Origin of the sequence: Roseovarius sp. E0-M6 (genome assembly GCF_037083845.1) — a bacterium.
Classification (GTDB): domain Bacteria; phylum Pseudomonadota; class Alphaproteobacteria; order Rhodobacterales; family Rhodobacteraceae; genus Roseovarius.
The window spans coordinates 510,891-532,401 of the sequence record NZ_JBAPLA010000002.1; the positions used below are offsets into that span (position 1 = coordinate 510,891).

Here is a 21,511-nt window from a genome sequence, read left to right on the forward strand (position 1 = left end):
TCACGCCGTTCCTTACAGCGCCGTGACACCAAGCTGGGCGGGAGCCAAACTCACCGAACCTGATGCAAAGTCCGCTTGCGGCACCTTGATGCTCTGTGATCCGTTGTTCTCGCTCTGCGTCGCGGCGAGTGACTCGGTAGTGACCGAAACGCCTGCAAACCATACCCTGTGCCCTGCGCCTGTGTCGGGCCAGCCTGCTTGCCCACCCGCTATGTTCGAATGATTGGGTAACCAGAATACCTTGGCAAAAGCTGTTCCGGGTGGAAAATTCAAGCCGACGTTCTGGCCCGACCGGTCGATTCCTCCGATATAGCCGGTAGTGCGATACCAGCGATCTGTTTCGGCCGTCACGAGCGCGCTGTAGAATGCGTATTTGAAACTCGATCCGCTGGAACTGTTGGCGATCTCGGCGCCCGAAGGCCAAACCCCACCGGGGTCGTCCGGATTGCCCAGCGCGGCCGGAAACGGTTTGTTGAGCGTGACCGTCCCCGTTACTTTGTCGACCTGACCCGGGTCAAAGAGGTCAAACTCGACCAGCCGGCTATAGTGGTCATAGGCGAAACCGTGGGCATTGCGATAGCCAAAGAGGATCAGCCCCCGATAGTAGGTGGCCGCCGCGTTTTCGTTCCACCCGCTCGCGTCTGTCAGGTGGACCACCGTATCACCCGGAGCAAGCGGCGCAGCAAGGGTGGTCAGGCTGTCGATACCTGCATGGTGATACCGCATATGGTGATAAGACTGAATCGTCTCTCCATCACGGTCGAAGCAAATTAGCCCCATATAATGCCGATGACGTTCGCCATTTGTAAAACCAGACCAATCCCCCGGACGACTTTCCTGCCGGATGTAGGATGACAGCCGGTAAACACGGTTCGGATCAATCGGTAACTGTTCTTCCATCTGCATCACTCCGGGGTAATGCCCGGCATGGGAAAAGCTTGCAGGAAGATTTGGGGCGATTTGCGGATCATAGGCAAAGTCAGCGGGAAAGTTGTATCCGTTCCCGAGAAGCCCCGTGCCATTCGCGACAAGATCAAGTCCGCGGGCCGCGGCATAGTCCGTGGTCGTCACCGGCCCCGCCCCGAATTCGGCGGGCGACACGCCCGTGGCACCCTGCGGGAAATGAACGCGCCCCGTAGTCGCTTCCGCTACCAGCGCACTGTGAAATGATTGTCCATCGGCGCTCACCTTGATTTCGAAATCGTCACTGCCGGCGGTCCCCATTTCGGCGCGTCCCGACCACCCAGTCTGAAACAGCAGGCTTGCCGTTTCACCTTGTGCGGCTTTGTTCAGCTTGAGCTGATGCCCGGCCCCGGCATGGGTAAGAAGCGTCGCCTCGGATGAGACCGCAAGCCGGTTGGTCGCGTCTGCCGTGGTCTGGACACCCAAGTACGGCAGGTTCTGATAATCGTTCCCAGTCTCCGTCCAGCCACTGCCATCAAAGACCCGATGCAAACTTTCATCCTCTACCCATGCGGTCCATCCCGGGCGCGGAAGCGTGAAACTCCATGTGCTGCTCTCGTAAATCGCGAGCGTTGTTTCTGGCTGCCCCGCCCATGCGCCCAAGGCGCCAGCCGGAAGAATATACCGGGCGCCGGGATCGGGTGCACCGGGCGGATTGGGTTCGCTCATCGAAAGCACCGAAAGCTGAACAAGCGCATCGAGCCGCCGCACCCCGTCGTTATGGGTGACATGCTTCTGTGCCTGAGAGGGCTGAATAAAGGGAAGTTCGAGATGTGTGGAACGATCGGAGAAGTCGGGCATGGGCAACTTTCTGGCGAGACGTGAAAACTCCCGCCAAGCATTGCTCATGACTTTCTCGAATATCTTAACCTACCGTCCGGATTGAAACAGCCGCTATATCTTCGCTCTGCCTCACCTCACAAAACAGGTTTAGGAAGGCCAAACCCGTTGGCCTCCCGATGGGTCAATTGTCGTAGTAGGAGTTATAGGCGCCATAGCTGTCGCCATAGCCATATCGCTTCATGCCCCGCGCGCTGATTTGGGCCAGAACCAGCCCCGCGATGCGAAGGTTGACGCTCTCGAACGATTTTAGACCCTCGCGCACCTGCCGTTGCGACGTGCTATCCCATTTGACCGTATAGAGGATCGCATCGACCCATTGCCCGATCACGCGCGCATCCGGCACGGCAAGAACAGGTGGCGTGTCGATGATAATATAATCATACTTTCCGCGCATCTCGTCGAGGAACGACCGGAAGCGATCGGACGAATATACATCCGCAGCATTGGTTGATGTTTTCTCAGCAACCAGAAGATCGGCTTTAAGAGATTTCTCGTGGATGACGGCCGTGTCGAAGGAGACGTCGCCAGCGAGAACCGACATCAGGCCCTTCTGGTTCTTGATCTCGAAATACTCTGCGAAGATGCGCCGCCGCATGTCGCCTTCGACCAAAAGAACCTTCTTGCCCATATTCCCGAGGTTCTGGGCGAGCGCGATGGATTGCGTGGTCTTGCCCTCCCCCGGAACCGAGGATGTGGACATGATGATTTGTGGCGGATTGTCGAGGTCCGAAAGCAACACAGAGGTGCGCAGATTCCTGATCGCCTCGGCTGCGGCAGACGTTGGCTTGTCCTCAAGGTATTTGAGCACGTTCTTGCGGCGTCGGGCCGGAATTGCCGGGATTTGACCCAGCACTGTGTAGCCGGTTTTCGTCTCAAGCTCGTCGGCCACCCGGAAAGTGTTCTGTGCGAACTCCCGTCCAAGGACAAGAGCTGTGCCAAAGAGCCCGCCCAAAATAATGGACATTGCGAGGATGAGGCGCTTGCGTGGCGCGGAGGGACCGACCGGCACGACAGCCTCGCTCAGAAGGCGACTGTCAGCTTGCTGTATCCCTTGTTGGATGGACGTTTCCTTGAGCCTGCTAAGGAAATGCTCATAGATCAGGCGGCTGGCCTCGGCCTCACGCTCGAGTTGTTGAAGGGTGACGAGATCTGCGGATTGCTCTTCGATCTGCTCCTCCTGCGTTGCAATTGAATTTTCCAGCGCCTCGATCTGACTCTCCGCGCGGGTGACTTCCAACTGCGCACGGTCCAATATCTGGTCCACACGCGCATCGAACGCCCCACGGTTCTCATCAGTCATGATTCGAAGTATTCGCGTCAGGGCGGAATCGTTCGCAACGTCGGCAATGGCTTCTGGATCGCCCGTGTCGCGAGCGGTCTCCAACTCAAGCAACCGGACCTCAGCGGCGCCTAGATTCTCGCGCGCTTCCCTCAGCCTGTCACGCGTTTCCTTGAGCTGGCGGTTGAGCGCGCCAAGCGCCTCGGGGCTGATAAGGTCGGTTCCGGCGTTGAAATCTTTCACCGCTGCCACGGCCTCTTCCAACTCGACCTGTAGCTCGCTTACCCGCTCGCTCAGCCATTCTGTCGCCTTTTCTGTCGCGGCGAATTTCACATCAAGCTGTTCTTGAATGTAGAGCTCGGCGAGGGTGTTGGCGATGTTGGCCGATTTTCGCGGCCCTTCTGTCACCGCAGTGATCTCAAAGACATAGCTTTGCCGAACGTTGGAAACTGAAATGGCATTTACTACGTTGCCAATCACTGTGTTCAGGGTTTGTTGGGGGTCCGGGGCCTCTTCGACAGGGGCGCTGCCGAGGAGTCCCCGGAGTGCACCGATGGCTTTACCCAAGGAGAAGGCCGGCTCCGGCCGCAGTTGCGGGTTGAATTCGGGATCCTCGATCAGATCAAGTTGCCGAACCAGCTTCTTCACCAATCCACGTGACCGGATCACTTCGACCTCGGTGTTGATCGATGCCTGATCGCCCGACAGGCCGCTCATCACACTTTCGAGGTCAGCCACCTGTTCCTGCCGGCTTTCCAGCATGACAACGGAACTTGATGTGTAGACCGGAACCGCCTTGACGAACGCGTAATAAAACCCGATCACGAACGCGATCAGAACACACAGAATGATCCAGAACTTACCGCGCCATATGGTGCGCATCAGTTCGGCAAGATCGATTTCATCTCCATCTGCGGTAACGGGCGCATCGCGGTTGGCCGGGCCAGCCGTTCGGAGGTCATTCATGTGGTCGGTCCGTAATAGGGTCGTAAAATCTGTATCCGTTTCACATAACTTCAATCAAATGACAATGTCGCAATGCCGTGTGATCAGTGACCATCGGAACTTTATTACACTTGGGATTTCGCCATACCATCCCATGTCACACCGGAAGCGCGGTCGTCTCGCTCACCGTGCGCAGCGCAAAGCTCGACTGCATGTTTGCGACCCCGGGGAGGCGCGCCAGATGCTGACGGTGGATGCGGGCGAAATCCTCGGTATCTTCGGCGACCACCTTGAGAATATAGTCTGCCGCGCCCGCAGTCAGATGACATTCGAGCACATTCGGGATCCGCGCCACCGCCTTTTCAAACGCGTCCAGCACATCCTCGGCCTGAGTGGAAAGTGTGATTTCGACAAATACAGTCGAAGGCAGGCCAAGCTTTTGCGCATCCAGAAGCGCGACATAGCCCGCGATATAACCTTCGGTCTCAAGCCGCTGCACCCGCCGGTGGCAGGCGCTTGCCGAAAGGTTCACCCGCTCGGCAAGGTCGGCATTGGACATCCGGCCCTGCCTTTGCAAGACTGTCAGGATACGGCGATCGGTTGTGTCGAGTGACAATTGCGCAAGCCTCTTCGCAAGAACCAAGGATAGGCAATATAATATCCCGATCAACGGACTGCAAGCGCCAGAAATTTCGCACCTGCTTGCGCGCATAATGTGCCAATCTGCGCCGAAATGGAGGAGAGACCTTATGAAAATCGGATGCCCGACCGAAATCAAACCACAGGAATTCCGCGTCGGCCTGACGCCCAATGCCGCACTTGAGGCCGTGGCCCACGGCCACGAGGTGATCGTGCAGAAGGGCGCCGGCAACGGCGCGGGCTTCTCGGATGCCGACTACGAAGTTGCCGGCGCGGCCATTGCCGACACCGCCGAAGAAATCTTTGCCGCCGCCGACATGATCGTAAAGGTCAAAGAGCCTCAGGCCGCCGAACGAAAGATGCTCCGCGAAGGTCAGCTTCTCTTCACCTACCTGCACCTCGCGCCCGACCCGGATCAAACTCATGATCTGCTGGAATCGGGCTGCACCGCCATTGCCTATGAAACGGTGACCGACCGTAACGGCGGTTTGCCGCTGCTTGCGCCGATGTCCGAAGTGGCCGGTCGTCTCGCGCCTCAGGTCGGCGCCTATACGCTGCAAAAGGCCAATGGCGGGCGTGGCGTCCTGATGGGCGGTGTGCCCGGTGTCGGCCCGGCCAAAGTGCTGGTGATCGGCGGCGGTGTGGTTGGCACCCATGCGGCGCGCATCGCGTCGGGCATGGGCGCGGATGTGACGGTTCTCGATCGCTCGCTGCCGCGGCTGCGCTATCTCGACGATGTGTTCCACGATCAATTCAGCACCGGCTACTCCTCGGCGGGCCTTCTGGCCGAGCATCTGACACAGGCCGACATGGTGATCGGCGCCGTGCTCATCCCCGGGGCGGAGGCGCCCAAGCTTGTGCGCCGCGAACAGTTCCCCACGATGAAGCCCGGCGCGGTGCTCGTGGATGTGGCCATCGACCAGGGCGGCTGCTTTGAGACGTCCAAGGCCACCACACATGCCGATCCCATCTATGAGGTGGACGGGATCATGCATTACTGCGTCGCCAACATGCCCGGCGCCGTCGCGCGCACCTCGACCATCGCGCTGGGTAACGCCACGATGCCGTTCATGCTCGCGCTTGCCGACAAGGGCTGGAAACAGGCCTGCGCCGACGATCCCCACCTGCTCGAGGGGCTTAACGTCCATGCTGGTAAGCTCACCTATTACGCGGTGGGCCGCGCCCTTGGTATTGACGTGCTGTCGCCGCAAATGGCGATCAAGGCTTAATGCAAACGGCGCGCCCCACCGGGCGCGCCTTTTCAATTCCGCTTGAGGCGCGCGCCTCCCACCGCTAGACCCTCGGGTCAAAGGAGCCGCGCCATGAGCCTCAACACATTCGGACATCTTTTCCGCTTCACCACATGGGGCGAAAGCCACGGGCCAGCCCTTGGCGCGACGGTTGATGGCTGCCCTCCGGGCGTCCCGCTGGACGAGGCCGCGCTTCAGCACTGGCTCGACAAGCGCCGTCCGGGCCAAAACAAACACACGACCCAGCGTCAGGAGCCCGACGCGGTGCGCATCCTGTCCGGCGTGTTCGAGGGGCAAAGCACAGGCACGCCCATTCAGCTCATGATCGAGAACACCGATCAGCGGTCGCGCGACTATGGCGATATCGCCCAAACCTTCCGACCCGGCCATGCCGACATCACCTATCATCAGAAATACGGGCTGCGCGACTATCGCGGCGGCGGGCGCAGCTCGGCCCGTGAAACGGCGGCGCGGGTCGCGGCGGGTGGCGTGGCGCGCGCCGCTCTTGAGGCCCTCGTGCCGGGGGTTAAGGTCAAGGGCTACATGACCCGCATGGGCGACGTGACCATCGACCGCGACCGTTTTGACTGGGCCGCCATCGATGGCAATGATTTCTGGATACCCGATGCCGGCGCGGTGCCGGAATGGGAAAGCTATCTGCAACAGATCCGCAAAGCGCAGAACTCGGTCGGGGCCGAAATCGAAGTGGTCGCACGCGGTGTGCCCGCAGGGCTTGGCGCGCCGGTTTACGGCAAGCTCGATACCGATCTCGCCGCTGCCATGATGTCGATCAACGCGGTCAAGGGCGTTGAGATTGGCGAAGGCATGGCCGCGGCCCACCTCAAGGGCACCGACAACGCGGATGAAATTTTCATGGGCAAAGACGGCCCGGAATACAGCTCGAACCACGCGGGCGGCGTGCTGGGCGGCATCTCGACCGGTCAGGACGTTGTCGTTCGCTTCGCGGTCAAGCCGACCTCATCCATTCTCACCCCCCGCCAATCAATCCGCATGGACGGAACTCCGACCGAAGTTGTCACCAAGGGGCGGCATGACCCTTGCGTCGGTATCCGTGCCGTTCCGGTGGCCGAGGCGATGATGGCCTGTGTCATCCTCGATCATCTGCTCCTGCATCGTGGGCAGGTCGGCGGCCTCGGCCCGCGCGGGCAGATCGGGTAGGGTAAGCTCCGGCTCCTTCGTCTGAATCAATCACCGCGTCACTCACGGGGCGCTCCCTGACATGGCATCCACGTAGCAGGAGTGCCGTCAGCAGGGGAAGGACCGCGCATCCCAGAAACATTGGGCCCGCTCCGAAAGCATTCGAAGCAAGCCCGGCTGTCGCCGGTCCAAGGGTGCTCCCGACCGCCGTGGCAAGCAACGTCACCGTAAAACTGAAAGAGGGCAGGGCCGGGAAAAGCTTTTCCGACCAGAAGGCCAAGATTGCGCTCATCATCATGACATGCACACCCTGTAGGCCCGCCGACAGGATCAGACCGGCCCATGTGTCCGGTAGGATCGCTGTGACGATGGCCGACCCCACGCCAGCCAGCATTACGAGACGCAACAGCCAAAGCAGGCCGATTGCATTTCGGGCCTGTCCGGTAAGGAGCCCGGCAAGGCCGAAAACGCCATAGAGGATAAAGAGAACCGCAGGCGCTGTTTCGTGGGACAATCCTGACGCGTCGCCTGCTTGGGTCATGCGGTCGGCAGCAAAGGAAATGTAGATCGCTGAGGTCGTTCCGAACACAAAGGCGACGACGAAAAGCGGCCGGGCCGGTGCCCTGATGATCTCTCGCCACTGGATATCGGCTCGGTTTTTGGATGCCTTGCCGACCTGTCGCAAGACAGCCCAATTCGCGATAAAGACGAGCGCGCCCGCGATTGTGAAAAATATCCAGCACACCCGCCAGGACACGCCCGTCAGCGACATGACGAATGCCGCAATGCCTGCCGCCGCGATGCCGACGCTGGTGCCAGTGCTGATTTCCGAAAGGGCGGCTGGCCGGTTCGCCCCCAACACTTTGCGATGCACGGCGTCATTGAATGGAGTCCACGCGAAACCTGCACTCGAGGCCGCGAAGAACACGCCGATCGCGAGCACGACAAGGTTTGGTGCCGCCGCAACGATACCCATTCCGCCGGTCGCCGCGATCAGACCGAGAAGAACAGGCGCTGCCGGCCCTCGCCACATCAGCAATGTTTGTGCGGTCACAAGTCCGAGGAAGAATCCAAAGAATCCGAGGCTCGACACGAACCCGACCTCCGAGATCGACATCGAAAATGCCGACCGGAATTCCGGCACGAAAAGCCCATAGCCCATCCGCGCCGGCCCGTAAGCGATGGACGTCGCTGCAAAGCCGGCTGCGGACAGACTCCGAAAGTAGGTGATGGCCTCGCTCCCAACTCTTGACTGGAAAACATACGTCGCGCCGAACGGTTCCGGCGCGGCATGTTGGTCAAGCGCAGGCAGCGCGATATCATCCCGCCTAGAAGACAGGACCAGCGGGCGTTGCGTTAACCCCGCGGGGCACCGTTCAAACGCACCGACGTGATACCGACGTGAATGCCGACGTGGATGCCGACGTCGCGAACGCCGGGAATTTGGCTGTTAACGCGTTTCGCCTTCAACCAAGGGGCCGCGCGACGTCGGAAGCCGATTGGGTGGTCTCAGTCGGTCATGTCTTTCGTCATGTAGATCAGCGTCGGAGCGTCCGCCTCGAACGCCGATAGAAGCGCCTCTTGAAGCGCGCTCAGGCTTTCGGGCTGCACGGCATGCGCGCCATAAGCCTGTGCCAAAGCACAGAAATCCGGATTGTGGGCGATGACGGAATTGGGCGCGATCTGTGCGCCGACCATGCTGTCCTCGATTTCCTTCAGCTTGCCATTGTCCCATAGCAGGATCGGCAATGGCAGACCCAGTTCCACGGCGGCACCAAGCTCTTGAACCGTATACTGAAACCCGTAGTCCCCGGCGATCGCCACAGTCGGCAAACCCCGCCGCGCGACCGCGCCCCCGATGGCGGCGGGCATGGCATATCCCAGCGTGCCAAAGCCCGACGGATGGTGCCAATGGCCGGGCCGGGGCACGTCCCACACCTCGTTCGAGACATAGGCGAACTGGGTCATGTCCGAATAGATCATCGCATCTTCGGGCATCACCTCATGCAGGGCGTCGGCGATCCGCACGATGCCCGGACGGTCGGCCTCGTTCTCACTGCGCCACCGGGCCTTGGCAGCCGAAATTTCCTTTTCGCTCCAGCCCGTTGCCGGGTCGTGGTCCGGTGCCATCGCATCGTTTAGAGTGCGGAAGAAGGCACCCGAATCCATCTGGATCTTCTCACCTCCAACTGGCTGTGAAAGCACTTCGGGGTCTATGTCCACACGGATGAAATCGCCTTTGTGCCCAAGGTCTCTCCGCCACAGATCGACCTCGGCCATTTCACTGCCCACAACGATTACGAGATCGGCTTCGGCCACGATCTGTGCGTTCTCTTGACGGCTCAGGTACGCTCCGTAATAGAGCGGATCATCCGCCGGAACGAGGCCACGCCCGGCCACCGTCACCATGGTTGCGGCCCCAAGTCGGCGTACCACGTCCCTGAGCGCGTCTACGTCACCCTGCGCGCCGCCACCCAACAGGAAAAGCGGGCGTTTCGCGGCCATGATACGCTGTGCCACGCCCCCCGGCAGATCGCCAAAACTACGCGCCACGGCCGATGGCGTTTCCGGCGAAGGCGGCGCGGTTCCCTCCAGCGCTGAAATCGGCACCTGAATATGTTTGCTGCGCGGGCGCTGGGCGCTGAATTCCAGCAGGGCGCGATCAATCAGCGCATAAGCCGATGCCGCGTCTCGCGCCTCGTAAGACCAGTCGCAGACAGTGCGCGCCGCGCCCTCCTGATCAAGCATCTGATGCAATTGCCCACGATAGTTGGCGGTTTCATCAAGGCATGAGGAAATGACAAGGACTGGCACGCTGTCTGAATAGGCCTGTCCCATGGGGGTCATAATGTTGCACAGGCCGGGCCCGGTGATGACATAAGCCACGCCCGGTCGCCCCGAGGCGCGCGCGTATCCATCGGCCATGAAACCCGCGCCCTGCTCGTGCCGGGCGAGGACATGGGTGATCCCGGCCTCTTCGATGCCGCGATACATTTCCTGATTGTGGACCCCGGGGATGCCGAAGATCGTATCCACCCCCCGTGATTTCAGCATGTGCGAGATTTGCGCACCCAAGGGTCGGGTTTGTATATCTGTCTTTGTCATCAGGCTCTCCAGAAGTTGGCTGTGAACAGAACGAATACGGCCATGAGTTCCAGCCGCCCGATCAACATGGCGGCAGTCAGAATCCATTTGGCGGTTTCGTTCAGAGTTGCGAAGTTGCCGGCCGGTCCGATCGTTTCGCCCAAACCGGGTCCGATATTTGCGATCGCCGTCGCGGCGCCGGACACGGATGTAACGAAGTCGAGCCCCGTAAGCCCGAGCGCCACAGCCACGACACCAAGTGTGAGGATGAAAAACACGAAGAAGGTCAACACCGAGTTCAGAACATCGTCTGCAACCGGTTTGTTGTCATAGCGCGGAGCAAAGATCCCATGCGGCAGATAGATGCGTTGCACCTGCGACCGGATCGACGCGAAAAGGATTTGGTAACGAAAGACCTTTACCGAACATGCTGTGGACCCCGCGCATCCGCCGATAAGGCCCACGAAGAAAAAAATCGCGATGGGGAAGGTGCCCCACTGCATGTAATCCGCACTGGCATAGCCGGTGCCGGATAGAACCGAAATGATATTGAAAAGCGCCTCGCGCAGCGCTTGTTCGGGATGATGGTTGAAAACTGTGGCGAGATAGGCCGCCATGAACGTCACCAAACACGCCCCGGTCATCAGGAATGTCCGAATCTGCGTGTCCGAGAAGATCGGCCTTGAGCTTCCATTCAGAAGCTGCACGTAGCGCACAAAGGGAAGTGCGGCGAGAATCATGAAAAAGGCTGCCGCATATTCGGCAATGCCCGAGAACGTTCCGAAGGAAGCGTCATAGTTGGAAAAGCCCCCTGTGGACATGGTGGTCAGCGCATGCACCGTGGCGTCGAACGGGTTCATTCCAAGAGATAAGTAACAGACCGCGCAGGCCAGTGTGAGGCCCAGGTAGATGATCGAGATTTGCGAGGCGATGGCACTGGCCCGAGGGAGTATTTTCCCCATAGTATCAAAGGCTTCAGCTCGGAACATCTGCATCCCTCCGATGCGAAGCTCGGGAAGGAATACCATGGCGACAACGATTATACCGATCCCGCCAAGCCATTGAAGGATGCCGCGCCAAAGCAAAAGCCCCTTGGGTAGATCGTCCAACCCCGAGATCACAGTGGACCCTGTGGTTGTCAAACCCGACATCGCCTCGAAAACCGCGTCCGTCAGGTCAAGGCCGGTCGCCCCCATCATAAGTGGCAGAGCTCCGAAAATCGGCAGCACGACCCAGACACCGGTTGTCAGCAGGAAGGTCTGTTGAATGGTCAGCCCTTCGCGCACGCCATTGCGGCAGCTAAGCGCGACAAGCCCACCGGTAAGCACCGTGAGAAGTGCGCTCTCGGCAAAGACAGGCCAATGGCCCCGGCCCTCGGCGATATCGACGAGCATCGGCAACACCATGGTGAGGCCAAGGGCCAGAACGGTGAGGCCAATCACATATCCCACTGGGCGAAAGTCAAGCATGCGGCAGCGTTGGCGTTTGGCTGCGAAAGTGTCAAGACAGATAGGGTCTGGACATACGATACAATATGTATACAGAAAGTATCCGAAGGAAGGGATGCAAATATGAGTCGTGATCGCAAGTCGGAATGCCTTGAGGACATGCGTAGGCGCATCCTGACCCGGAACATCGTTCCGGGTGCGGATCTGGACGAAGCCGCGTTATGCGCAGAATACAGTCTCTCACGCACACCCATGCGGGAAATTTTTCAGCGTCTTAATGGTGAGGGGCTGATTCAGATCGAGCAGAACCGAGGGGCCAAAGTGTCCTCGATGGATTTGGCGACGATGCGCGTGTTCTTTCAAACCGCGCCAATGATTTACTGCAACATTGCCCGCCTCGCCGCCGAGAACAGAACAACCGCGCAACTTGCCGACCTGCGCGCCATTCAGCAAGAGTTTCGCGCCGCCACCGATGCGGGCGATGCCGAAGTGGCGTCCTTTAGAAACCACCGGTTTCATGAACAGATCGGCCTTATGGCGCACAATCCCTACCTGATCGTCGCATTGCGCAGGATGCTCATCGACCACACCCGCCTTAGCCAGATATTCTATCGCCCGTCAGGCGATGACGAGGCCGCGCGCGTTCAGGCGTCGGTCGCTCAGCATGACCAGATGATCGAGGCCATCGAAAGCCACGATGCCGAGGCCGCTATCAGCCTGACGATGGATCACTGGAATCTCACCCGGGACCGGCTTGAGCGATACGTGATGCCCGATCCCCTGCCGACAGAGACACACGCGCCCGAATTTCAGGGTGCATGACGAAGGATTTGAGAGTTTGATCGACGTGACCGAAAAACCCGCCCGCCGTGGCCGTGGCGCCCGCAAGGCGATCCGCCAGACACGCGATCTGAAGATGCTCCCGGCGCTCAAGCGCAACCTTCCCCTGACCGAACCGATGGACGCCGAACAGATCGAACGGATCGACTCGGCGTCAATGCATATCCTTGAAAATGTCGGCGTGGTATTTCGCGACGAAATCGCACTCGAGGATTTGCGCCGCGCAGGTGCCAAGGTCGTCGGAGAGACAGTCTATCTCGATCGTGGTCTGGTGCGCGACCTGATCAGGACGATCCCCGAGACATTCACCTATCATGCCCGGAATCCAGCGAACAACCTGCCATTTGGCCGCGATCAGGGCGTGTTCGTGCCGATGACCGGCGCGCCGTTCCTCCGCGATCTTGATGATGTGCGGCGCAATCCCACGCTCGACGATCTCGCCAACTTTCACAAGCTGGCACATATGCTCCCGGCGATGCACTCATCCGCGCATCATATTGTCGAGCCCTACGATCATCCAATCAGTCAACGGCATCTCCGCATCACCTATTCGTCGATGAAACATTCCGACAAGATGTTCATGGGCATGACCACCAGCCCCAAGAACGCCGAGGATGTGCTTGATATGTGCGCGATCCTTTTTGGCGAAGAGTTCCTCGACTCCCACCCTGTGGTGACAGGCAACTGCAACGGGAACTCGCCACTTGTCTGGGACGAGACGATGTTGGGGGCGATGCGCGCCTTCAATCGCCGCAATCAGCCGGTGCTCTGCTCACCATTCGTGCTCGGTGGGGCGAACACGCCAGCCTCGGTCGCCCCCACAGTGGCACAGCTCAACGCCGAGGCGCTGAGCGCGCTGGCCTACACACAGATCATTCGCAAGGGATGCCCTGCGATCTATGGCCATTACCTCAGCACGGTCAGCATGAAATCCGGGGCACCCATGGCAGGAACCCCGGAAATCAGCCTGATGAACATTATGATCGGTCAGATGGCGCGCTTTTATAGAGTGCCGTGGCGGTCTTCGACCACGCTGGGCGGGGCCAAGACATTTGATGCGCAGGCCGGATATGAAAGCGCTACGACGCTCATGGCGCTACAGATGGCCGGCACGAATTACATGTGGCACGCCGCCGGCTGGAACGAGGCGGGCATGCATTGCTCCATGGCCAAGTTCGTGGTCGACGCCGAACAATGCGCCATGGCCTACCGCATGGCCGAGGGCATTCGTTGGGACGATTTCGACGAGGCCATCGCCGCGGTCGCCGATATAGGGCCGGGCGGGCACTACCTTGGTCATGCTCATACACTCGAAAACTTTCAGCGTGCATTCTTCATGCCTGACCTGTTCGACAACAACTCGATCGAGCAATGGCAGGCCGAAGGCGCCGTCGAGGTGACCGAGCGCGCGTTGAATGCCGCGCGGAAGATGCTCAATGAATATGAGGAACCCAAGCTTGATGAGGGCGTGAACGAGGCTCTTCTGGACTACATCGCGCGGCGTGAGCACGAGATCCCGGCGGCGGACGCGCTCAATCAGGAGTATTGAGGCAGAGCAATACGGCGAGAGGACACATGGTGCGCATGGACGATCCGCTGCCGCAATCATTTCAACGGGATCAGAGGGCTGTATGTGCTATGCTGCGCATCAGGGATGCGGTGTCATTGCGGAATATAGCCGCCGCACTCTATGATGCCGAGCGAGTTTGTATCCATGTCTGACGCGCTACCCTATCTGGATCTGAGCGATCCGGCATTTTCGACCCGCGGCCCCGAGATCGCCGAGGCGCGCGCCGCCGCATGGTGTGCGCGCACGCCTTATGGTCTTGCGGTTCTGCGCTGGCACGAGGTGGGGCGCATCCTTCGCGACAGACGGTTCCGCCAAGGAAGCCATAACTGGCCTGACACGGTGGGTATCACGGGGGCCTTTGCCGAATTCTGGAAATCTTCGGTCATAAGTCAGGAGGGCCCGCCGCACCGGCGCATGCGTGACCTTGCCGTTCCGGCGCTGAGCGAGGCGTATGTGACCGGTCTGATCCCGGTCTTTGAGGAGATAGCACGCGATCTCTGTGCCGACTTGCGGCAAACGGAGCGTTGCGAATTCCAATCCGCCTTCTCTGAACCTTTCGCAGGGCAGGCGATCACGACCTTGCTTGGAATGGAGCGTGAAAGATGGCCTGAAATTGCCCATGACGCCGCCGAATTGGGTCTGGCGATGGGGGTGCGCGCGCCGGAGTTTCAAGACAGGTTCAACGCTGCTTGCATCCGGCTGTTCTCGCTTGCGGATACGCTGGTGACGCGGGTCCGGCGTGGCGAGGATAAGAGCAGTTATGTCGCGCGCCTTGTTGTCCGGTTCGACGAAACCGGGGGGTGCAGCCATGACGAGCTTTTGAACGTGATCGTCATCTCGATCTTTGGCGGTGTCGACACGACCCGCGCCCTTCTGGGGTTGGGACTTTCGCTGTTCATTGAAAATCCTGCGCAATGGCAGGCCCTGCGCCAAGATGAGGGTCTCATACCGGCTGCGATCGAAGAGTTCATTCGTGCGCGCCCCACAACGACGTGGGCGACCCGCGAGGCGACCGAGGATGTCGAATTGAGCGGAATCAGGGTCGAAAAAGGAACGGTCTTGCATCTTCTCGTGCATGCCTCGGCTCGTGATCCTGCAATTTGCGACCAGCCCGCCTTCGACATCACCGCCCCGCGCCGCAAGCATTTCGGCTTTGGCGGCGGGGCGCATCATTGCATCGGCCATTTCGTTGCCCGAACCGATATTGCGGCGGCGCTGGCTGCCCTGCGGCGCAGCTTTGTGCGCGTGGCCTATGACGGGGTGCCCGAATGGCTCCCCGAGAGTGGAAACACGGGCCCGCTCAGCCTGCCCATTGTCTATGAGGTCCAAACGTGAGGTTTCAGGGAAAACGCGCGCTCGTCACCGGCGCGGCTGGCGGGATCGGCCGGGAGGTCGTCGCGCGTCTCAGGGCCGAGGGCGCCCGCGTTGTGGCAACGGACCGCGACAGTAGCAGGACCGATGCCGAGGCGCATCTTGATGGTGATCTGCTCGATCCGGGCTTTTGCGATGGGCTGCCCGGCGCGGCACGCACGGCGCTGGGTGGGTTGGACCTTCTGGTGAACAATGCGGGGGTCATTACGCGCGGGGACATCACCACCGTCACGGATGAGGACTATGCGCTGACCATGGGCGTCAATGTCGATGCCCCGTTTCGCCTTTGCCGTGCGGCGATCCCGATCATGGCCACAGGTGGTGGCGGAGCGATTGTCAATGTCGCTTCATGCTGGGGTGTGCATCCCGGCCCGAACCACCCGCTTTATGTCATGTCGAAAGCTGCGCTTGCCGCACTGACGCAGTGTCTTGGCCGCGATCATGCGGGGCAGGGGATCCGGGTCAATGCCGTGTGTCCGAACGAGGTTAATACGCCCATGCTTCGCACCGGCTTCGCGGCCCGCGGGTTTGACCCCGACAAGGCGGTCGAGGCGCTCAACGCCACTGTGCCGCTCGGGCATATCGCGGAGCCGGATGAGATCGCTGATGTCATCACGTTTCTCGCCTCTGATGCTGCGCGCTACATGTGTGGTGCCCTTCTTGAGGTAAATGGCGGGAAACCGGTCGGATGAGTCGCTTCGACAGCAAGGTCGCCTTGGTCACGGGCGCGTCGAGCGGCATGGGCGCAGCCACGGCGCGCGTGCTGTCCGAGCAGGGCGCGCGGGTTTTCACTGCACAGCGCGGAACGACGGAATTCGACACTGTTAAAGCTGATTTCGCCGATCCGTCAGCGCCTGAACGGGTGATCGGGCATATCAGAGACGCGGTTGGCAGGCTCGATATTCTCATAAATTGCTCAGGCGTCATGCGTGAAGGCACGGTCGAAGAGACATCCGAGGACGACTGGCATGCCCAGCTTCACCTCAATCTCACGGTGCCTTTTCTGCTTATCCGCCACGCGATGCCGCTGTTGCGGACGGCTCGTGGGGCCATCGTCAACGTAGGCTCTGTGGAAGGGTTTGCCGCAAACCCGCGCCATCCTGCCTATTGCGCCTCCAAGGCGGGCTTGCATGGGCTGACACGCGCCGTGGCGGTGGATCATGGTCAAGACGGGGTGCGGTGCAACGCGGTTGCGCCGGGTTGGATCGATACGCCGCTGAACATGGCATTTGTCGAGAGCATGCCTGACTCTGAGGGGTTTAGAGCCGAAATAGGGTCGATTCATCCCATCCGGCGAACCGGTCAGCCCGAAGAGGTTGCAAAGCTTATCTGTTGGTTGGTGAGTGACGACGCCAGTTTTGTAACCGGTCAGGTTTATACCATAGATGGCGGTCGCACCGCGCAGCTGAGCCTGCCTTAGGCCCGGCGCAGGCGCAGTGCATTCGAGAGAACGAATACCGACGAAAGCGCCATCGCCGCCGCCGCAAGTTGAGGCGACAGCAAAAGGCCGAACGCGGGATAGAGAATGCCTGCGGCCACCGGAATGAGGGCAATGTTGTAGGCGAAGGCCCAGAAAAGGTTCTGCCGGATATTGCGCATGGCAAGTCGCGAAAGCCGATGGGCTTCGCCCGCACCGTTGGGATCGCCCGACATGAGCACCACGTCGGCGGCATCAACCGCGATATCCGTTCCGCCGCCGATGGCAATGCCAACATCCGCATGTGCCAGAGCCGGGGCGTCGTTGATGCCGTCCCCCACGAAGGCGACCGGCCCATGTGCAGCCCTGAGCGCATCGAGCGCGGCGATCTTGCCGTCGGGGCGCACCTCGGCATGTATCTCGGTGATACCCAGTCGGTCGGCAACGGTTTGTGCCGTGCGGGTGGTATCGCCGGTGATCATTGCGACGGTAAGGCCGCGCGCCTTGAGGTCGGCCACGAGATCGGCGGCGCTGTCCTTTACACGGTCGGAAATCGCCAGCACCGCTGCCAATGTGCCGTCAACACATACGAAAACCGGCGTCGCGCCCGCCTCCTCGGCCTGCGATGCGGCTTTGTCGAGCGGAGTGGTCTCGATACCGGCTTCGGCGCACATCCGGCGCGATCCGATCATCACCTCACGCCCGTTGACCCGACCCGACAGCCCGAGCCCTGTCGTGATTTCATGGGTTTCGGCCTCATGCCGGGGCAATCCCTTGGCCGCCTCGAGGATGGCGCGCGCCAAGGGATGCTCGGAACGTGTTTCGACCGCGGCGGCAAGCGCGAGCACCTCATCGCGATCAAATCCGTTCGCGGTTTCAACCCCACTCACTGCGGGGCGCCCTTCGGTCAGGGTGCCGGTTTTGTCGAAGGCGATGACCCTAGCCTCTTCCAGCGATTGAAGCGCGTCGCCCTTGCGGAACAGCACACCGCGCTCGGCGGCACGGCCCGTGGCAACCATGATCGAAGTGGGCGTTGCGAGACCCATGGCGCAGGGACAGGCGATGATCAGAACCGAAACCGCCGCGACCAGCGCAAAGGTGATCGAAGGTCCGAGCCAGAGCCAAAGCAGCAGCGTGATCACCGCAACCCCGAGCACCGCCGGCACGAACCGGGCGACCACACGGTCGGCCAGAGCCTGAATCGGTAACCGATCGCTCTGTGCATTGCGCACCATTTCAATGATCCGCGACAGGGTTGAGGCTTCGCCGAGTGCGGTGGCATGGATGGTAAGGGCGCCGTGGGTGTTGAGCGTCCCGCCTGTAACCGCGTCGCCTGTGCCTTTCTGAACCGGCAAAGGCTCTCCGGTGAGCATGGATTCATCCACGAGGGACGTGCCGCTGATGACCTCTCCGTCCACGGGAAGGCGCTCACCCGGTCTGACAATCACCCGGTCCCCAAGCCCCAAAGCCGAGATTGGCCGGTCCTCGGTGCCGTCTTCGGTTTCGACACGCGCGGTCGCGGGTTGCAGCCGTGCCAGCCCCCGGATCGCATCGGCAGTGCGTCCGCGTGCCCGCGCCTCGAGCCAGCGTCCCAAAAGGATAAGCGTCACAATGACCGCGGCGCTTTCGAAGTAAACCTGCCGGGCATCTTCGGGCAATAGGCCGGGGGCCGCCAAAACCACGGTGGAGTAGCCCCATGCAGCCAATGTGCCCATGGCCACAAGGCTGTTCATTTCGGGCGCCCCCCGCCCCAGTGCGGGCAGTCCGACACGATAGAAGACCCGCCCGGGCCAGAACATGACAAGCGTTGTCAGCAGGAATTGCGCGACCCAATAAGGCGTCTGTCCGACCGTGCCGATGATCCAATGATGCAGCGCCGGGATCGCGTGCGCCGCCATTTCGGTGGCGAATACCGGCAGGGTCAATGCGGCGGAAATCAGGAATGAGCGGCGCGCGCGCCGGGTTTCGGCCTCGGCGTCGGGAGGGCTGTCCCCTTCGGTGACTGTCGCGGGATAGCCGGCATCCGTCAGCACCCGTGCGAGATGTTCCGGCGTGGTTGTGCCCGCAAGGAAAGCCACTCGGGCGCCCTGAGTGGCCAGATTGACATGCGCCGCAAGCACGCCCGGCACGGCCTTCAGCGCGGTTTCGGCCCGCGCCACACAAGAGGCACAGGAAAGCCCTTCGACACTCAGCCGGGTTTCGGTGCGAACCGCCGGATATCCCGCATCGGACAGGGCTTGCTGAAGTTCTGTCATGTCTGCGTGATCGGCCTGAAACCGTGCGGACCGGTCGGCGAAATTTGCGGTCGCGTCACGCACGCCCGTTACGCCGCCCAATGCCGTCTCAACCCGGCGCGCGCACCCCGCACAGGACATGCCGTCTATTTCAAGCCGAAGAGGACCGGTCTGTGATGTCATGTACGATTGTCCATGTTGCGCCATATCCTTCCGATAAGGGGAGCGGCACGTGAAAGGTCAAGTCATGAGCGATATCGGAATACGCCCGTCGCCGTCGCCACCAGTGTTCCAAGCTCGTCGCGCACGGTGCCTTCGGCGAAGTAGGTCTTGCGTCCGCCGCCCGTCTTGTGCCCTTCGGCGATAAGGCGCGGACCCTGGGCCTGGCCCACATAGTTAACCGTCATGGAGAGCGTGAGCGCCATCTGACGTTGATCCGCGTCGCCGGTATAGCACCCGGCAAAGCCCATCACGCTATCCAGAAGTGTGGCATGAACCCCGCCATGGGGAATGCCCTGACGGTTCTGCATAAAGGGCGATATAGGCGCCTCGACCCGCGCGAACCCTTCGTGCCATTCCACAAGCTTGAAGCCAAGGTAAGACTGAAAGGGATAATTGTTTTCGATGAACCGGGGATCAGGCATGTTACGTCCTCACGCGTGCAGTGCTTAGGTCGCATAGTGACACCGAAGGTTCAATCGCCAAGCTTGACCTCGGCCCGCCCGCGCCTCATAGCGCGTGGCAGAGACATGAAGGAGCCAGCCCCATGAGCTTTGATCGCAGCCAAATCAAGATCGCCCCGTCCATCCTTTCGGCCGATTTCGCGAATTTCGGGGCTGAAATCGACGCCATCGAAGCCCAGGGCGCGGATTGGGTCCATGTGGATGTGATGGATGGCCATTTCGTGCCCAACCTCACGTTCGGACCGCCAGCGGTCAAAGCGTTCAGGCCCCATGTCAAAACGGTCATGGACGTGCATCTGATGATCGCGCCGGTCGATCCCTATATCGAAGCGTTCGCGGAGGCGGGTGCCGATGTCCTGACCGCCCATATCGAGGCGGGTCCGCATATTCACCGCACGCTTCAAGCCATCAGGGGGCACGGCATGAAGGCCGGGCTTGCGCTCAACCCCGGCACCGGCCTTGATGATGTGGAGCACCTTCTGGATATGATCGACATGGTTTGTGTGATGACGGTGAACCCCGGTTTCGGCGGGCAGAGTTTCATCCACAGCCAGATAGACAAGATCCGCAAGCTGCGCGCCATGATTGGCGACAGGCCCATTCATATCGAGATTGATGGCGGTGTAACGCCCGAGACCGCCCCCGCCGTAGTCGAGGCCGGGGCCGATGTTCTTGTCGCAGGCTCTGCGGTCTTCAAAGGCGGGAGCGTCACGTCGCCCGAGGTATACGGCCAAAACATGCGCGCCATCCGTGAGGCGGCCGGGGCAGGCAAATGACCCGCGTTCTGGTCACCGGCACCGCCGGTTTCATCGGCTTTCACCTTGCCAAGCTGTTGTTGGACGAAGGGATGACCGTTCACGGCTTTGACGCGATCACCGATTATTATGACGTCACGCTCAAACAGCGCCGTCATCAGATACTGCTGCAATCCGAAGGGTTCAGCGCGACCGAGGCCATGCTCGAAGATGCCGAAAAGGTCATGGAGGTTTGTCGCACGTTCAACCCCGACGTGATTGTTCACCTCGCCGCGCAGGCGGGTGTGCGCTATAGCCTTGAAAACCCGCGCGCCTATCTCGAAAGCAACATCCTCGGCACCTTCAACGTGATGGAAGCCGCGCGAGAATTGGGTGTGGGTCATCTTCTCATGGCCTCCACCTCTTCGGTTTATGGTGCCAACGAAGAGATGCCCTTTACCGAGGTTGAGAAGACCGAGACACCGCTTACCTTTTACGCCGCGACGAAGAAGGCCAATGAAAGCATGGCGCATTCCTATGCGCATCTTTGGAATTTGCCGATCACAATGTTCCGCTTTTTTACGGTCTACGGCCCGTGGATGCGGCCTGATCTTGCGCCATACAAGTTTACCAAGGCCATTCTCGAAGGTCGGCCAATCGATATCTATAACCATGGCGATATGTATCGCGATTTCACCTATGTTGAGGATCTGGTGCGTGGAGTGCGTCTTTTGATCGACGCGGTGCCGGAACGGCCCGCCGGGCGCGAAGATATCGCCGATGGCGACAGCCTTTCGCCGGTTGCGCCGTATCGCGTGGTCAATATCGGAAACTCGCAAAGCGTGCGTCTTCTGGACCTTGTCGAGGCAATCGAGGACGAATTGGGCACCAAGGCGGAGCGCAACTACATGGATATGCAAAAGGGCGATGTCTATGCGACATGGGCTGACGCCCAACTGCTCCAAAGCTTGACTGGATATAAACCCAAAACCGACCTGCGGACGGGTATAGGGCGTTTCGTCGCGTGGTATCGTGATTATTACGACATCTGAG

17 protein-coding genes are annotated in these 21,511 nt (G+C 60.4%); 9 read left to right on the forward strand and 8 right to left on the reverse strand.

Annotation, left to right across the window (positions count from 1 at the left end; translation table 11 throughout):
- Nucleotides 1–12 precede the first annotated feature (12 nt).
- The 3 genes from V8359_RS08920 to V8359_RS08930 form a co-directional block, all read right to left on the reverse strand.
- Nucleotides 13–1,764, reverse strand: a complete 1,752-nt coding sequence (locus V8359_RS08920; RefSeq protein ID WP_336428405.1) for a DUF2793 domain-containing protein — start codon at nt 1,762–1,764, stop codon at nt 13–15.
- A 163-nt stretch (nt 1,765–1,927) separates the two neighbouring features.
- A complete protein-coding gene (locus tag V8359_RS08925) occupies nt 1,928–4,051 on the reverse strand; it encodes a GumC family protein (RefSeq protein ID WP_336428406.1) in 2,124 nt (707 codons plus the stop codon).
- 136 nt (nt 4,052–4,187) lie between these two features.
- A complete protein-coding gene (locus V8359_RS08930; RefSeq protein ID WP_336428407.1) occupies nt 4,188–4,646 on the reverse strand; it encodes an Lrp/AsnC family transcriptional regulator in 459 nt (152 codons plus the stop codon).
- A gap of 133 nt (nt 4,647–4,779) precedes the next feature.
- Here V8359_RS08930 and ald point away from each other — a divergent pair, with 133 nt between their 5' ends.
- Nucleotides 4,780–5,898 carry an alanine dehydrogenase gene (gene ald, locus V8359_RS08935; protein WP_336428408.1) on the forward strand — a complete coding sequence of 373 codons (1,119 nt, stop codon included), beginning with the start codon at nt 4,780–4,782 and terminating at the stop codon, nt 5,896–5,898.
- 93 nt (nt 5,899–5,991) lie between these two features.
- Nucleotides 5,992–7,098 (forward strand): chorismate synthase, encoded by a 1,107-nt coding sequence (gene aroC, locus V8359_RS08940; RefSeq protein WP_336428409.1) that lies wholly within the window; start codon nt 5,992–5,994, stop codon nt 7,096–7,098.
- On the opposite strand, the gene V8359_RS08945 is transcribed toward aroC, so the two are convergent.
- From V8359_RS08945 to V8359_RS08955, 3 genes are all read right to left on the reverse strand, one after another.
- The gene (locus V8359_RS08945; RefSeq protein WP_336428621.1) at nt 7,028–8,422 is read right to left on the reverse strand and encodes an MFS transporter; all 1,395 of its coding nucleotides are present in this window, start codon (nt 8,420–8,422) and stop codon (nt 7,028–7,030) included. The two genes, aroC and V8359_RS08945, sit on opposite strands and share 71 nt — an antisense overlap.
- Before the next feature lie 164 nt (nt 8,423–8,586).
- A complete protein-coding gene (locus V8359_RS08950) occupies nt 8,587–10,182 on the reverse strand; it encodes a thiamine pyrophosphate-binding protein (protein ID WP_336428410.1) in 1,596 nt (531 codons plus the stop codon).
- Complete coding sequence (locus V8359_RS08955; RefSeq protein ID WP_336428411.1) at nt 10,182–11,630, reverse strand: TrkH family potassium uptake protein; 1,449 nt, start codon at nt 11,628–11,630, stop codon at nt 10,182–10,184. The genes V8359_RS08950 and V8359_RS08955 overlap by 1 nt, the downstream gene beginning before the upstream one ends.
- A 102-nt stretch (nt 11,631–11,732) precedes the next feature.
- Between V8359_RS08955 and V8359_RS08960 the strand changes: the two genes are divergently transcribed.
- The 5 genes from V8359_RS08960 (at nt 11,733) to V8359_RS08980 (ending at nt 16,810) form a co-directional block, all read left to right on the forward strand.
- A complete protein-coding gene (locus tag V8359_RS08960) occupies nt 11,733–12,431 on the forward strand; it encodes a GntR family transcriptional regulator (RefSeq protein ID WP_336428412.1) in 699 nt (232 codons plus the stop codon).
- Nucleotides 12,432–12,447: 16 nt separating this feature from the next.
- Nucleotides 12,448–13,998, forward strand: a complete 1,551-nt coding sequence (locus V8359_RS08965; protein WP_336428413.1) for a trimethylamine methyltransferase family protein — start codon at nt 12,448–12,450, stop codon at nt 13,996–13,998.
- A gap of 165 nt (nt 13,999–14,163) precedes the next feature.
- Nucleotides 14,164–15,354, forward strand: a complete 1,191-nt coding sequence (locus V8359_RS08970) for a cytochrome P450 (RefSeq protein ID WP_336428414.1) — start codon at nt 14,164–14,166, stop codon at nt 15,352–15,354.
- Nucleotides 15,351–16,082 (forward strand): SDR family NAD(P)-dependent oxidoreductase, encoded by a 732-nt coding sequence (locus V8359_RS08975; protein WP_336428415.1) that lies wholly within the window; start codon nt 15,351–15,353, stop codon nt 16,080–16,082. The genes V8359_RS08970 and V8359_RS08975 overlap by 4 nt, the downstream gene beginning before the upstream one ends.
- Entirely contained in the window at nt 16,079–16,810 is a 732-nt protein-coding gene (locus tag V8359_RS08980) for an SDR family NAD(P)-dependent oxidoreductase (RefSeq protein WP_336428416.1), read from the forward strand. Before V8359_RS08975 ends, V8359_RS08980 begins: the two co-directional genes overlap by 4 nt.
- On the opposite strand, the gene V8359_RS08985 is transcribed toward V8359_RS08980, so the two are convergent.
- Entirely contained in the window at nt 16,807–19,224 is a 2,418-nt protein-coding gene (locus V8359_RS08985) for a heavy metal translocating P-type ATPase (protein WP_336428417.1), read from the reverse strand. The genes V8359_RS08980 and V8359_RS08985 overlap by 4 nt on opposite strands.
- 62 nt (nt 19,225–19,286) lie before the next feature.
- Nucleotides 19,287–19,685: a PaaI family thioesterase gene (locus V8359_RS08990; protein WP_336428418.1), complete on the reverse strand. Its 399-nt coding sequence runs from the start codon at nt 19,683–19,685 to the stop codon at nt 19,287–19,289.
- Between the two features lie 122 nt (nt 19,686–19,807).
- Between V8359_RS08990 and rpe the strand changes: the two genes are divergently transcribed.
- Together rpe and V8359_RS09000 are read left to right on the forward strand one after the other, a co-directional pair.
- Nucleotides 19,808–20,500 (forward strand): ribulose-phosphate 3-epimerase, encoded by a 693-nt coding sequence (rpe, locus tag V8359_RS08995; RefSeq protein ID WP_336428419.1) that lies wholly within the window; start codon nt 19,808–19,810, stop codon nt 20,498–20,500.
- Nucleotides 20,497–21,510 (forward strand): GDP-mannose 4,6-dehydratase, encoded by a 1,014-nt coding sequence (locus V8359_RS09000; protein WP_336428420.1) that lies wholly within the window; start codon nt 20,497–20,499, stop codon nt 21,508–21,510. The genes rpe and V8359_RS09000 overlap by 4 nt, the downstream gene beginning before the upstream one ends.
- The last annotated feature ends 1 nt before the right edge of the window (nt 21,511 follow it).

What these genes read in the sequence shown, in the direction of transcription:
- V8359_RS08950 (WP_336428410.1), bottom strand. Translation starts at nt 10,182, where the DNA reads ATGACAAAGACAGATATACAAACCCGACCCTTGGGTGCGCAAATCTCG.
- V8359_RS09000 (WP_336428420.1), top strand. Translation starts at nt 20,497, where the DNA reads ATGACCCGCGTTCTGGTCACCGGCACCGCCGGTTTCATCGGCTTTCAC.
- V8359_RS08960 (WP_336428412.1), top strand. Translation starts at nt 11,733, where the DNA reads ATGAGTCGTGATCGCAAGTCGGAATGCCTTGAGGACATGCGTAGGCGC.
- V8359_RS08955 (WP_336428411.1), bottom strand. Translation starts at nt 11,630, where the DNA reads ATGCTTGACTTTCGCCCAGTGGGATATGTGATTGGCCTCACCGTTCTG.
- V8359_RS08980 (WP_336428416.1), top strand. Translation starts at nt 16,079, where the DNA reads ATGAGTCGCTTCGACAGCAAGGTCGCCTTGGTCACGGGCGCGTCGAGC.
- V8359_RS08925 (WP_336428406.1), bottom strand. Translation starts at nt 4,051, where the DNA reads ATGAATGACCTCCGAACGGCTGGCCCGGCCAACCGCGATGCGCCCGTT.
- V8359_RS08985 (WP_336428417.1), bottom strand. Translation starts at nt 19,224, where the DNA reads ATGACATCACAGACCGGTCCTCTTCGGCTTGAAATAGACGGCATGTCC.
- V8359_RS08970 (WP_336428414.1), top strand. Translation starts at nt 14,164, where the DNA reads ATGTCTGACGCGCTACCCTATCTGGATCTGAGCGATCCGGCATTTTCG.
- V8359_RS08990 (WP_336428418.1), bottom strand. Translation starts at nt 19,685, where the DNA reads ATGCCTGATCCCCGGTTCATCGAAAACAATTATCCCTTTCAGTCTTAC.
- rpe (WP_336428419.1), top strand. Translation starts at nt 19,808, where the DNA reads ATGAGCTTTGATCGCAGCCAAATCAAGATCGCCCCGTCCATCCTTTCG.
- aroC (WP_336428409.1), top strand. Translation starts at nt 5,992, where the DNA reads ATGAGCCTCAACACATTCGGACATCTTTTCCGCTTCACCACATGGGGC.
- V8359_RS08920 (WP_336428405.1), bottom strand. Translation starts at nt 1,764, where the DNA reads ATGCCCGACTTCTCCGATCGTTCCACACATCTCGAACTTCCCTTTATT.
- ald (WP_336428408.1), top strand. Translation starts at nt 4,780, where the DNA reads ATGAAAATCGGATGCCCGACCGAAATCAAACCACAGGAATTCCGCGTC.